General features: G+C 46.1%; 12 protein-coding genes. 5 read left to right on the top strand and 7 right to left on the bottom strand.

What is annotated here, in order from left to right:
* Positions 1–180: 180 nt before the first annotated feature.
* Entirely contained in the window at positions 181–1,392 is a 1,212-nt protein-coding gene (gene fabB / locus QMY49_RS02805; protein ID WP_005448024.1) for a beta-ketoacyl-ACP synthase I, read from the bottom strand.
* A 128-nt stretch (positions 1,393–1,520) separates the two neighbouring features.
* Between fabB and mnmC the strand changes: the two genes are divergently transcribed.
* On the top strand, positions 1,521–3,539 hold the full coding sequence (mnmC, locus tag QMY49_RS02800) for a bifunctional tRNA (5-methylaminomethyl-2-thiouridine)(34)-methyltransferase MnmC2/FAD-dependent 5-carboxymethylaminomethyl-2-thiouridine(34) oxidoreductase MnmC1 (protein WP_283312708.1): 2,019 nt from the start codon (positions 1,521–1,523) through the stop codon (positions 3,537–3,539).
* 277 nt (positions 3,540–3,816) lie between these two features.
* Here the strand turns inward: mnmC and QMY49_RS02795 are convergent, their stop codons facing one another.
* The 3 genes from QMY49_RS02795 to QMY49_RS02785 all read right to left on the bottom strand — a co-directional run bounded on the left by QMY49_RS02795 (position 3,817) and on the right by QMY49_RS02785 (position 5,328).
* Positions 3,817–4,341, bottom strand: coding sequence for an NADPH-dependent FMN reductase (locus tag QMY49_RS02795; RefSeq protein ID WP_038898832.1), 525 nt, complete (start codon positions 4,339–4,341; stop codon positions 3,817–3,819).
* A gap of 177 nt (positions 4,342–4,518) precedes the next feature.
* Positions 4,519–4,782 (bottom strand): YfcL family protein, encoded by a 264-nt coding sequence (locus tag QMY49_RS02790; RefSeq protein WP_005448019.1) that lies wholly within the window; start codon positions 4,780–4,782, stop codon positions 4,519–4,521.
* A gap of 15 nt (positions 4,783–4,797) precedes the next feature.
* Positions 4,798–5,328, bottom strand: a complete 531-nt coding sequence (locus tag QMY49_RS02785; protein ID WP_283314030.1) for an elongation factor P hydroxylase — start codon at positions 5,326–5,328, stop codon at positions 4,798–4,800.
* A gap of 327 nt (positions 5,329–5,655) precedes the next feature.
* On the opposite strand from QMY49_RS02785, the gene QMY49_RS02780 reads away from it, so the two are divergent.
* The gene (locus tag QMY49_RS02780; protein WP_005433103.1) at positions 5,656–6,279 is read left to right on the top strand and encodes a trimeric intracellular cation channel family protein; all 624 of its coding nucleotides are present in this window, start codon (positions 5,656–5,658) and stop codon (positions 6,277–6,279) included.
* 83 nt (positions 6,280–6,362) lie between these two features.
* Here QMY49_RS02780 and aroC read toward each other — a convergent pair whose 3' ends face one another.
* Together aroC and prmB are read right to left on the bottom strand one after the other, a co-directional pair.
* Positions 6,363–7,448, bottom strand: a complete 1,086-nt coding sequence (gene aroC / locus QMY49_RS02775) for a chorismate synthase (protein WP_005448015.1) — start codon at positions 7,446–7,448, stop codon at positions 6,363–6,365.
* A gap of 221 nt (positions 7,449–7,669) precedes the next feature.
* Positions 7,670–8,602 (bottom strand): 50S ribosomal protein L3 N(5)-glutamine methyltransferase, encoded by a 933-nt coding sequence (gene prmB / locus QMY49_RS02770; protein WP_005433096.1) that lies wholly within the window; start codon positions 8,600–8,602, stop codon positions 7,670–7,672.
* A 61-nt stretch (positions 8,603–8,663) separates the two neighbouring features.
* Here prmB and smrB point away from each other — a divergent pair, with 61 nt between their 5' ends.
* Positions 8,664–9,194, top strand: coding sequence for an endonuclease SmrB (smrB, locus tag QMY49_RS02765; RefSeq protein WP_017817810.1), 531 nt, complete (start codon positions 8,664–8,666; stop codon positions 9,192–9,194).
* 103 nt (positions 9,195–9,297) lie between these two features.
* On the opposite strand, the gene sixA is transcribed toward smrB, so the two are convergent.
* A complete protein-coding gene (sixA, locus tag QMY49_RS02760; RefSeq protein ID WP_005438776.1) occupies positions 9,298–9,762 on the bottom strand; it encodes a phosphohistidine phosphatase SixA in 465 nt (154 codons plus the stop codon).
* A 377-nt stretch (positions 9,763–10,139) separates the two neighbouring features.
* On the opposite strand from sixA, the gene QMY49_RS02755 reads away from it, so the two are divergent.
* On the top strand, positions 10,140–12,917 hold the full coding sequence (locus tag QMY49_RS02755; protein WP_269992477.1) for an insulinase family protein: 2,778 nt from the start codon (positions 10,140–10,142) through the stop codon (positions 12,915–12,917).
* Positions 12,918–13,013: 96 nt separating this feature from the next.
* Positions 13,014–13,286, top strand: coding sequence for a hypothetical protein (locus QMY49_RS02750; protein WP_005447997.1), 273 nt, complete (start codon positions 13,014–13,016; stop codon positions 13,284–13,286).
* Positions 13,287–13,333 lie beyond the last annotated feature (47 nt).

Here is a 13,333-nt window from a genome sequence, read left to right as displayed (position 1 = left end):
ATTAGCCGGGCAAAGTTCCAGAACAAAAGGATCCTATCCCGCTCTCCTTGGGATAGAGTCTGCGTCTGTTCGATCAGTTTGACTGATCAAGCTCTGGAAACTGGTTTGTCGGTCCGTTGACGCCATTTGAGAAAACCATAGTGACATTCCGACCAACAAATTCAGTTAGCTTTGAGTCGCTTACGCTTGGTACTTTTTGATTACCAATGTCGCGTTTGTACCACCAAAACCAAAGCTGTTTGACATAACCGTCGTTAACTCAGCTTCACGAGCTTCCGTTACGATGTCTAGACCTTGTGCTGCTTCATCCAAGTTAGAGATGTTCACACTTGGGGCAATGAAGTTGTTGTCTAGCATTAGCGTTGAGTAAATCGCTTCGTGAACGCCAGCTGCACCTAGTGCGTGACCTGTCATTGCTTTTGTCGCAGAGATTGCTGGGCTGTTATCACCGAATAGTTCTTGGATAGCGCCTAGCTCTTTCACGTCACCTACTGGAGTAGAAGTGCCGTGGGTATTGATGTAGTCGATAGCATCAACATCTTGCATTGCCATCTTCATACAACGAACGGCGCCTTCACCTGATGGTGCTACCATGTCGTAGCCATCAGAAGTCGCACCGTAACCTACGATCTCACCGTAGATTTTTGCGCCACGAGCTAGAGCGTGCTCTAGTTCTTCGATAACTAGCATGCCGCCGCCACCAGAGATTACGAAACCGTCACGGTCTGCATCGTAAGTACGAGATGCTTTGTCTGGTGTTTCGTTGTATTTAGTTGATAGTGCGCCCATCGCATCAAACATCATAGTTTGAGACCAATCTAGCTCTTCACCACCACCTGCAAAAACGATGTCTTGTTTACCAAGTTGGATAAGCTCCATCGCGTGACCGATACAGTGTGCAGACGTTGCACAAGCTGAGCTCATTGAGTAGTTCACGCCACGAATCTTAAATGGTGTTGCAAGACACGCTGATACTGTTGAAGACATAGTACGTGGAACCATGTATGGACCTACGCGTTTTACGCCTTTTGCACGCATCGTGTCAGTTGCTACTGTTTGGTTTAATGCAGAAGCACCACCAGAACCAGCAACGATACCTGTACGATCGTTTGAAACTTGTTCTTCAGATAGACCAGCGTCTTCAATTGCCTGCTGCATTGATAGGTATGCATAAGCAGCCGCATCACCCATAAAGCGCATCTGCTTACGGTCAATAAATTCTGCTGGGTTGATTTTCAGATCACCCCATACCTGCGAACGCAGACCGTTTTCTTTAAACTGCTCAGACGCAGTGATGCCAGATTTGCCCGCTTTAAGAGACGCTAGAACTTCTTCGACGTTGTTACCGATACTTGAAACAATACCCATACCGGTGATTACGACTCGTTTCATTATGACATTCCTATAATTCAAAAATCCGCTAGATAATAACTAAGATAGTCAACAAAAGTGGTCAGCTTTCCCAGAAATTCGTACAATCGCCGAATTCTAACCGCGCCAAATCACATATTTGCACCATTATGACTTCGATTAAAAACGCAGAACTTGGTTGGAACGAAGCTGGTACACCGGTTTCTGACCAATTTGATGATGTTTATTTCTCCAACGTAAACGGTCTCGAAGAGACGCGTTACGTGTTCCTCAAACAAAATCATCTACCAGAAAGATGGCAGGAATTTGACCAAAGACGTTTTGTTATTGGTGAAACCGGATTTGGCACAGGGTTGAACTTCTTAGCCGTGTGGCAATGGTTTACCGAATTTCGTCGCGAATATCCAGAGGCAACCCTAAAAGAATTGCATTTTGTTAGCTTTGAGAAGTACCCACTAAGCAAAGCTGATTTAGAAAAAGCGCATCAATCATGGCCAGAATTGGCAGAGTTTGCCGAAAAACTGCAACAGCACTATCCAGCAGCAGTGCCTGAGTGTCATCGCATTGTTTTAGAAGACGGCGCTATCACACTCGATCTTTGGTTTGGCGATATCAAAGACTGCATGCCGCTTGTTCCTTATGAAGAGCAAGGCTTGATTGATGCTTGGTTCTTAGATGGTTTTGCACCGAGCAAAAACCCAGAAATGTGGAACCAAAACCTATTCAACGGCATGGCAAAATTGGCGAAACAGGATTGTACGGTCGCAACCTTTACGGCAGCGGGTTTTGTGCGTCGCGGCTTAAACGAAGCGGGCTTTGCAATGAAAAAAGTCAAAGGCTTCGGCACCAAACGTGAAATGATTGCAGGTTCGATGGAGCAGCGTGAAGCGCATTCAAACCACCTACCTTGGTTTAACCGCACTGCCTCGACCAATCATGATTCCATCGCGATTATTGGTGGCGGTATCGCTAGCGCGGCTTTGGCTAAAACGCTGATTCGTCGCGGTCAAAATATCACGCTTTACTGCAAAGACGCTCAACCTGCAGAAGGCGCATCAGGCAACCGCCAAGGCGCAGTGTACCCATTATTAAATGGTCCACACAAAGGCGTTTCTCGTGTATTCGCTCCGGGCTTTTTGTTTGCCCGTCAGTTTGTTGACCAAGCAGCGCAAGATATCCAATTTGATCACGATTGGTGCGGCATTACTCAGCTGATGTGGGATGACAAATCTGCAGATAAATTAGAGAAAATGCTTGCTGGCAATTTCACACCAGAGTTAATTCATAAACTATCTGCTGAAGAGACCGCAGAGAAGATAGGCTTGCCGATTGATATGGCATCGGTTCACTATCCTCTCGGCGGTTGGTTATGCCCTGCTGAACTCACGCGAGGCTTGATAGCTCAATTGGATAAAACAGAACTTTTTGAAGCGAAGTTCGAGCATCAAGTCGAGTCGCTCACTTGGGACGAATCGCGCAAGGTTTGGATATTGAAAGCGAACGGTCAAAGCTTTGAACATTCAACTGTAGTGGTTGCTAATGGCAGTGAGTTCCAAACACTAAGCCAAACCGCTGATTTACCAATGGGTCAGGTAAAAGGTCAAGTTAGCCACGCACCAGCGACAGAAACTTTGTCCAAGCTGAAAACGGTACTGTGTTACGACGGTTACATGACACCTGTTAACCCGAATAATCAGCACTTGTGCATCGGTGCAAGCTACGACCGCAGCCACCTCGATTACGAGTTTGACGAGGATGCGCAAAAAGACAACGCTGAGAAATTGGTGAAGTGCCTGCCGAACCAAACTTGGACGAAAGAGGTGGATACCTCTGGTAACTTGTCACGCCAAGGTATTCGCTGTGTTAGCCGTGACCACCTTCCGTTTGTAGGGAACGTAGGCGACTTTGAAACCATCAAAACGCAATATGCGGATCTGCAAAATCAACAAGAGCAAGACGTTGACGCGATTCACCAGTTCCCTAACCTATTCTGTTTCTTAGGTTTAGGCTCTCGTGGTTTGAGCTCAGCACCTCTAATGGCAGAAGTGTTGGCTTCACAAATCTGTGGCGATCCGTTACCACTGCCTGTTGATGTCCTGACTGAGCTGCACCCTAGCCGTATGTGGGTAAGAAAGCTACATAAAGGGAAGGCAATTACTGAGGTGTAATTTGCTTTTAGTATTTCGCTGAAAGCAAAAGTCTGTTGCTATTCCTGTTAAAGACGAACGAATGCAGTTGGGGGATCTCTCGATTCATTACACAAAAAAGATCCCCTACTCAATCATTCTTCCTTCTAGGGAATGTTCGAATTTAAGTCTTTAACTTTAACAGCTAACAGGAGCAACTCATTCAGCGACCTTCTAAACGAAAACTCCCTCGTCATTCCCAATAACGACAAAGGAGTGTAGTCGGGAATCTCTCGGTTAATGACGCAAAAGAGAAGCCTTAATTCAATGTCGCCACTGCTGCTTTCACTTGATCTGCAAGTTCCGAATTACGGAACTTGCCCGCTTCTAAATCAAAGTTATCGTAGAAGCTTGGAATAGATTGCGATGCTTTCACTTCCGCACCAAAGTAAGGTGCAGAGCCTGTCGCCGCAGCGAGTACCGTTTGTGCACCACCAGGACCTGGTGAAGTCGCTAAGTACACCGCTGGTTTATTTTGGAATACGTTACGCTCGATGCGTGTCGCCCAATCGAATAAATTCTTATACGCTGCTGGGTAAGAGCCATTATGCTCAGCAAAAGAAATCACCAAAGCGTCTGCTGTTGCGATGTCAGCAAGAAACGCTTTTGCGCCCTCTGCCTGACCAATTTCCTTCTCTTTGTCTTCGCTGAACAAAGGAACATCGTAGCTATTGAGATCTAACACTTGCACGTCTGCACCTTCAACAAGATTGGCTGCGTAAGTCGCGAGAGTTTTATTAATAGAGGTAGAGCTAGTAGAAGCGCCGAATGCGATAATTTTCATGGTTGTAGTCCTTTGTTCACGTTTTGTACTAACAAGAGTAAGAGGTGAACGAGTGTGCTACAACCACAAAAATTTTAAGGAGAGATTCGAAAATTTCGAAGGAGTTTAATTCAACTCTTTTTGCCTCAACCAGAGGTTTAGCGCAACCTGTCGAAGCTTATAAAAACTGATGGTGGCTTAAGCTTGTGCTTGAAGCTCTTGCCAAAGGTCGTTAACAATCACGCGGTCTGCTGGTGTTAATTCTGAACGCGCTTCTTCAAGACTGTTTTCGATGCGAGATTTCAACTCAGCCACATCGTTAATGCCTTCTTCTTCACACGCCGCCGCAGACAGAGAAATGTGACCACGTAAATAACCACCAGCAAACAATTCATCATCCGATGCGGTTTCAATGCGTGCATCAATCAGTTCTAGTAGTTTTTCTTCAAATTCAATAATCATGGAGCTTCTCTGAGGTTATTTAACGATAAAGTCAGACGTTTCCAGCGGCTTGGTTTGGTAAAAGGCACGCAACGCATCCGATAGCATTTGTACGCGAGGCGGAAGACCGTTTTTTAGAATACCCATTACTTCATTGTGCACTTTGTGCATAAAACCAAGACGATCTGGTTCAAAATCGCCGTGTAGATTGTCACAACTAACGTTAAAAGGGAAGTCAGCACTTTTCGCTAGAATCCACTCATAAGCTTGGGGGCGAACTTCAACTTTTTCGAACTCAGCTTGAACCTCTACTGTACGACCATCTGGCTCGTACCAGTAACCAAAATCTTCTAGCAAACGGCGCTCTGGTCCTGCTACACACCAATGGGCAATCTCGTGTAGTGCTGACGCGTAAAAGCCACGAGCAAAAATAATCCGATGATGTGGGTGCGCTTCGTCAGCTGGTAAGTAGATAGGCTCATCACCACCAAGTTCTAATTTGGTATTAAAAGACTCAAGAAACGTGTCGTTGAAGATGGTGATAAGGTCTTGATATTCGTGATTCATCATCGATTCTGTACTTCAAATTGGTATGCGGTGCGCATTGTCGCTGTTTTTCTTACACAGGTAAAGCCACACAACATGTTTGGTTATTAGCTGAGTTAATCTGAAAGTCGCTTTCTCCATACAATTTCTCATTCGTCACAGATCACATTTCCCACTACACTCACGCCTTATTTTTACGCTTAATGATGGCGACTTCAACGCTACTTAAAGCGAGATTCTTTTTGGATTTAAGCCTATCCCCAAGGCTTAGATCTTGTTGGTAAGTTTTGCTGCTGTTTTCCTTAATCTCAAGGACATAACAGAGCCCTTTTATTTGAGTGTCCCCTTATGCTGCTAAGTGTGTTGTATATCATTGGTATCACGGCTGAAGCCATGACTGGTGCATTGAGTGCTGGTCGAAGAAAAATGGATTGGTTTGGTGTTATGTTGGTAGCCAGTGCAACGGCAATCGGCGGCGGTACAGTACGCGACATTTTGCTAGGTCACTACCCATTAGGTTGGGTAAAGAATCCTGAATTCTTAGCAATTACATGCGTTGCGGGTGTACTGACAACTGGCTTGGCGAAGTGGGTAATCAAGCTGAAAGGTCTGTTCATTCGTTTGGATGCGCTAGGCTTGATCGTATTTAGCATCATCGGCACCAAGGTCGCGATTGGCATGGGCTTACACCCTGGCATTTGTATGGTGTCAGCACTTGTAACTGGCGTATTTGGTGGTCTGCTACGTGATTTGATTTGTCGTCAAACGCCGCTTGTGCTGCATGAAGAGCTTTACGCCTCTGTAGCACTTATCGCATCAGGTTTGTACCTAGCGTTACTTGAGTTCAACGTACCGGACGTAACCGCGACGATTGTGACTCTGATTACTGGTTACATGTTGCGTATGGCGGCAGTACGCTTTAAATGGCGCTTGCCTTCATTCCACTTGGAAACCGAAGGGTCGATTCACTGATTCAAATAGAAACCTATTAAAAGACATGAAAAAGGCTGCTCATTGAGCAGCCTTTTGTGTTTCTATCGAGTTAAGCTTCAAACTTAAATCTTTGGAGTCTCGGTTTGTACGCCATGGTTTTGACCACGGTGGCGTAGCAAATGGTCCATAACGACAATAGCCAGCATCGCTTCTGCGATAGGCACCGCACGGATACCCACACAAGGGTCATGACGACCTTTAGTGATCAACTGAGTTGGTTCACCTTCTTTAGTGATAGTCTCACCTGGCACCGTAATGCTTGAGGTTGGCTTAAGCGCGATGTTTGCAACAATCTCTTGACCAGTAGAGATACCGCCAAGAATGCCGCCCGCGTGGTTACTACCAAAGCCTTCTGGTGAAAGCGTATCACGGTGCTCGCTGCCTTTTTGGTTTACCACATCAAAACCGTCACCGATTTCCACGCCTTTCACCGCATTGATGCTCATTAACGCGTGCGCGATGTCTGCATCCAAACGATCAAATACAGGCTCACCAAGACCAACAGGCACGTTGGTTGCCACGACCTGAATTTTAGCGCCGATAGAGTCGCCTTCTTTTTTCAGATCACGGATAAGTTGATCAAACGCTTCCACTTTGTCTGCATCTGGGCAGAAGAACGCGTTGTTTTCGATTTCATTCCAATCCACTTTATCGATTGAAACGTCACCCATTTGCGACAAGTAAGCGCGGATTTCTACACCGAACTCGTCTTTTAGGTATTTCTTAGCGATTGCACCAGCCGCCACACGCATTGCCGTTTCACGAGCAGACGAACGGCCGCCACCTCGATAGTCGCGCACACCGTATTTTTGGTGGTAAGTGTAATCAGCGTGTCCTGGACGGAACTTGTCTTTGATGTCTGAGTAGTCTTTAGAACGTTGGTCCGTGTTCTCGATCATCAGACCAATTGAAGTACCTGTGGTTTTACCTTCAAAAACGCCAGAAAGAATTTTTACTTCGTCCGGTTCACGACGTTGGGTAGTGTAACGTGATGTGCCAGGACGGCGACGGTCGAGATCCGTTTGCAGATCTGCCTCAGTGATTTCCAAACCTGGAGGGCATCCGTCTACGATACATCCTAGTGCGATACCGTGACTTTCTCCGAATGTCGTTACTCGGAAATGTTGTCCGATACTGTTTCCTGCCATTACTTCCTCAAGTTCTTGTCGCCACGCTCTCCATGAGCGCAACTGCTTTTCAATTCTTCGTGGAATCATAGTGGCGGTATTACGTTTTGATGTAAAGCCCGATTTGGCGGAAAAAACAAAACAGCCGAAATTTTCCAAGCTCAGTGCGAAGCGGATAAAAAAACACCGAGCACTGGGCTCGGTGTTTTCATTGTTTATTCGAATGGTTTATTTCGACAGACTTAGTCTTTGTACAGTTTGAACTCTTCTGCACACTCAACCAATTGGTCACGCGTTAGCATGAATACGCCGTGACCGCCGTTCTCGAACTCAATCCAAGTGAATGGAATTTGTGGGTACTGTTCCATCATGTGAACCATTGAGTTACCGACTTCACACACAAGAATACCATCGTCTGTTAGGTAGTCTGGTGCATTAGCAAGAATACGGCGAACCAGTTTTAGACCGTCAGTACCAGCAGCTAGACCTAGCTCAGGCTCGTGCGTGAACTCGTCTGGTAGGCTGTTCATGTCTTCTTCGTCCACGTAAGGTGGGTTAGACACGATCAGGTTGTACTTCTCTTTTGGAAGATCGCGGAACAAGTCAGAGCGGATTGGGAACACTTGTTGCTCCATACCGTGATCTTGTACGTTTTGCTCAGCCACTTGTAGAGCGTCTGTAGAGATGTCGATCGCGTCAACTTCTGCTTCAGGGAAAGCGTGCGCACAAGCAATCGCGATACAACCAGAACCCGTACATAGGTCCATGATGCGCGTAGGCTCTTCCACCAACCAAGGTTGGAATTCCGCTTGAATCAATTCGCCGATTGGAGAACGTGGCACAAGAACACGCTCATCAACGAAGAACTCAAGACCGCAGAACCATGCTTTGTTCGTTAGGTATGCAGTTGGTGTACGCTCGTTGATGCGTTTTACTACGCGCTCAACAATACGCAGACGCTCGCTTGTCGTAAGGCGAGAGTTCAATACGTGCGGAGGCACATCAATCGGCAAGTATAATGTTGGCAGGATAAGCTGAACCGCTTCATCCCACGCATTATCAGTGCCATGACCGTAAAACAAGTTAGCGGCGTTAAAGCGGCTTACCGTCCAACGAATCATATCTTGAAGGGTATGGAGCTCCGATACCGCCTCTTCTACAAAAATCTTATCCAAAATTGCCTCCGAAAAGCGCTACAATACTGCCATAAATTGTAAAAATGAAATTGTTTACCTAATGAGCAAAAAAGACACCGAACACGATGACGATTTCGCCTTGTTTAAGGATGCAGTACAGGGCGTAAAAAAGTTGCGACAGGATACCATAATCCAGCAACCAAAAAAAAATTCTAAACAAAAAGAAATCAAACGCTCAAACCGTGAAGCGAGTGATTCTGAGTTTTACTTTTCTGATGAGTTTGTTCCGCTTCTTAATGAAGAGGGACCAACTCGTTATGCGCGTGACGATGTGTCCACTTATGAAGTGAAACGTCTTCGTCGTGGCGTGTACGTGCCCGACGTCTTCCTAGACATGCACGGCATGACACAACAAGAAGCCAAGCGAGAACTCGGTGCGATGATCGCATACTGTGTGAAAAACGAAATCCACTGTGCGTGTGTACAACACGGCATCGGTAAGCACATTCTGAAGCAGAAAGCGCCGCTTTGGTTAGCTCAACACCCAGATGTAATGGCTTTCCACCAAGCGCCTCTAGAGTTTGGCGGCGATGGTGCCCTACTGGTGCTGCTGTCCATTCCAGAAAAATAACTCACCGACTTCGAGAAGTACTTCTCGGACGAGCAAGAACGACAAAGGCAGGTTAACCCTGCCTTTTTGTTTTTCTCGAGCCATTGTCTCGAGAGCTAGTGTTCTATGGCGTGATATGCCAAAGCACTTCACCGCGTTGTGTTTGCGGATCAAATTCAATGCACACCAAGCCAGATGTTGGAAACATTGGTGGCGTCATGTCTTTCACAAATTCCGAGGTAAGGTAGCCCACCAGCGGCAAGTGCGACACAAACAGCAGTGATTCCAGCTTCTCAACTTCAATTAGCGCATTAGCGAAATCAAACACTTGGTCGGATTGACCGTAAGGCGTGATGTCTTCACACGTTTCGATGCTCTTAGCCGAAAAGTGTGCGCTGATTTCTTGCCAAGTTTGCTGCGCTCGAATGTACGGGCTCACAAGTACTTTGTCGAATTGAGCAAAACCTTGCTCTTTACATGCTCGGGCAACTGCTTCCGATTCAGTTCTGCCTCTTGGGGTCAGTTGTCTTTCTGCGTCGGTGTTCGCAAAATGCTCAGCTTCACCGTGACGCAAGATAAATATTTTCATGTTATTTCCTAGGGATAGCTAACGCTACCAAAAGGTTGACTGCTATCTTTATACGGATAGCGGGCTAACTTTAATAATGTCGAAACAAAAATACTGATATAATTATCGGTTCATTATACCAATTCGCTTGCTAAAGATAGCGACTTTCTTAACAATCTATTAAAAAGAATATACTCAGTTCATCACATTCTACGATGAAGTTATGAACTCAGTGCATTCCTTCAAATAGCTCGAACCCCATAGCAATTTGCTGATGGGCTTATGCAGTACTCTTACGAATAACAAAAATGCGGCAAGCAGTATTTGTCGAAGCGCAAACTTTGCGCCTCCCCGCTCGGGGATCATAATTACTGTAATGCGAAATCTGGAGACGCATCGTGCACCTAAGTCCAAACGATTCAAATCAATACCGCTACATTACATTGAGTAATGCCCTGCGCGTGTTGCTGATTCATTCCGACACGGCTCAACAGTCGGCAGCAGCCCTAGCAGTAAACGTTGGACACTTCGATGATCCGATGGATCGCCAAGGTCTGGCACACTATCTAGAACACATGCTTTTTTTGGGTACGGAAAAATACCCTAAAGTGGGCGAGTTTCAAAGTTATATTAGTCAACATGGTGGCACCAACAACGCTTGGACGGGCACCGAGCACACCTGTTTCTTCTTCGATGTCACACCAACTGCTTTTGAAACTGCGCTTGATCGCTTCAGCCAATTCTTTACCGCACCACTGTTTAACGAAGAAGCGTTAGACAAAGAACGCCAAGCGGTCGATTCCGAATACAAGCTCAAACTGAACGACGATTCTCGCCGTCTGTATCAAGTCAACAAAGAAGTCATCAACCCAGAGCACCCGTTTTCAAAATTTTCTGTCGGTAACTTAGATACACTTGGCGATCGCGAAGACAAATCAATTCGAGACGAAATTGTTGAATTTCACCACTCTCAGTATTCTGCTGACTTGATGACGCTGACTTTGTTTGGTCCGCAATCTCTTGATGAGCAGCAAACGTGGGTAGAAACCATGTTTGCCGACATTCCAAACCACCAACTACGCGGAAAGTCGATCGATGTGCCTATCGGCACTGAAGAAAGCACAGGCATCTTGGTTCAAGTCGAACCAATCAAAGAGTTCCGTAAACTGATTCTCACGTTCCCAATGCCGGGAATGGACGCGCACTATAGCGTGAAGCCCCTTTCCTACTTTGCTCACCTGTTGGGTTATGAAGGTGAAGGCAGTTTAATGCTTCAACTCAAAGAGAAAGGCTGGATTACCTCCCTCTCTGCAGGTGGCGGTGCGAGCGGCAGTAACTACCGCGATTTCACCGTAAGTTGCACCCTGACGCCAAACGGATTGGATCATATCGATGACATCGTTCAAGCGGTATTCCAATATCTGTCCATGATCAAACAAGACGGTATGGATGAGTGGCGCTACTTGGAAAAACAAGCGGTGTTGGAATCTGCTTTTCGCTTCCAAGAGCCATCGCGTCCAATGGATTTGGTCAGCCATTTGGTGATCAATATGCAGCACTATCAACCGGAAGACACGGTTTATGGTGACTACAAAATGGCAGGCTATGATGAAGCGCTTCAACGCTCATTACTCCAATATCTTTCGGTTGAAAATGTTCGCGTTACATTGATAGCAAAAGGCTTGGAATACAACCAAACCGCAGAGTGGTACTTCACACCTTACTCAGTAACGCCGTTTAGCGAAGAACAGCGCCGTTTCTATCAACAAATCGACCCAAGTTGGCAATTCGTTCTCCCAGAAAAGAACCCATACATTTGCTACGAACTCGATCCAAAACCGTTTGAAAACGGTGGCTCATTACCGGAATTGGTGGAAGATGTAGAAGGCTTCCGTTTATGGCACTTGCAAGACGATGAATTCCGAGTACCAAAAGGCGTCGTTTACGTCGCCATCGACAGTTCACACGCGGTAGCATCACCGAAAAACATCGTGAAAACGCGTCTATGTGTTGAGATGTTCCTCGATTCTCTAGCCAAAGAGACTTATCAAGCTGAAATCGCAGGTATGGGTTACAACATGTATGCTCACCAAGGCGGCGTCACGCTTACCCTATCGGGTTTTAGCCAGAAACTACCTCAACTGTTGGAAATGATTCTGCATCGCTTTGCTGCACGTGAGTTCAGTCCTGCTCGCTTTGAGACCATTAAGCAACAACTGTTACGCAATTGGCGGAATTCATCGCAAGATCGTCCGATTTCGCAGCTTTTTAATGCACTAACAGGCTTGCTCCAGCCAAACAATCCGCCATTCGCAACATTGGTTGAAGCATTGGAAGAGATTGAAGTGGATGAGTTGTCAGTGTTCGTTGAGTCGATTCTGGCTGAGCTACACGTTGAGATGTTCGTTTATGGCGATTGGCAGCGTCAGCAAGCTCATGACATGGCAACGACATTAAAAGACGCATTGCGCGTGAAAGAACAACGTTACGAAGAAGCGCTTCGCCCACTCGTTATGCTGGGTGAAAACGGCAGTTTCCAACGCGAAGTAAACTGTAACCAGCAAGACTCAGCAGTGGTGATTTATCATCAATGTGAAGACATCTCGCCTCGTAATATTGCGCTTTATTCCTTGGCTAATCACTTAATGTCGGCAACCTTCTTCCATGAAATCCGAACCAAACAACAGTTAGGCTACATGGTTGGCACGGGCAATATGCCGCTTAACCGTCATCCGGGGATTGTGCTTTACGTGCAGTCACCGAATGCTGCACCAGCCGAACTGGTTACCTCAATCGATGAGTTTTTAAATGCGTTCTACATGGTGTTGTTAGAGCTCAATGAATACCAATGGCACAGCAGTAAGCGCGGATTATGGAACCAGATTGCAACGCCTGACACCACATTGCGCGGAAGAGCGCAGCGCCTATGGGTAGCAATTGGCAACAAAGACACCGACTTTAATCAGCGTGAAAAAGTGTTGGAAGAGCTTAAAGAATTGACCCGCACCGATATGATTCGCTTTGTGGTCAATGAGCTTAAACCTCGTACTGCTAATCGTTTGGTGATGCATTCACAAGGCATCGCCCATGAAGACGCGCCGCGAATCAATCTTGGCTTAGAGATTGGCTCGATAGAAGAGTTTCAACTGCGCCCGAAAGACTTCGGTCTCGGGTAAAAGCTCAAATACAAGAATGGCATGAAATGGTAAAAGTAGTCATTTCGTTTATGCTGTAATTACCTTGTTCAATAAATACGCAAACACGAGGGTTACATGAAAAAGCTACTTTTACTTGCTGCTGTACTAATGCCACTGGCACCTGCTGCTTACGCTGATATCACCATTAAAGGTGATGATTTCGAGCTAAGTGAAGACTGTTTGCGCCTTGATGGCGATAACGTATCAATTAAGTCAGACGACTGTTCTGGCAAACACGACAAAGGAAAAGGTAAAGGCAATGCCAGTATCCATGGCGACGACAACCCGGGTAAAGGTCATGGAAACGACAAAGGAAAAGGAAAGAACAAAGGCAAGAATGACGACTGATTCTCTGTCAATTGCCACTCTTTCAGAAACAAAAAAGGCTTGCGTCA

The sequence above is a fragment of the Vibrio harveyi genome (assembly GCF_030060435.1).
Taxonomy (GTDB): Bacteria; Pseudomonadota; Gammaproteobacteria; order Enterobacterales; family Vibrionaceae; genus Vibrio; species Vibrio harveyi.
Note: the sequence above shows the minus strand (reverse complement) of the source record. Positions and strands in the feature narration are given on the sequence as shown.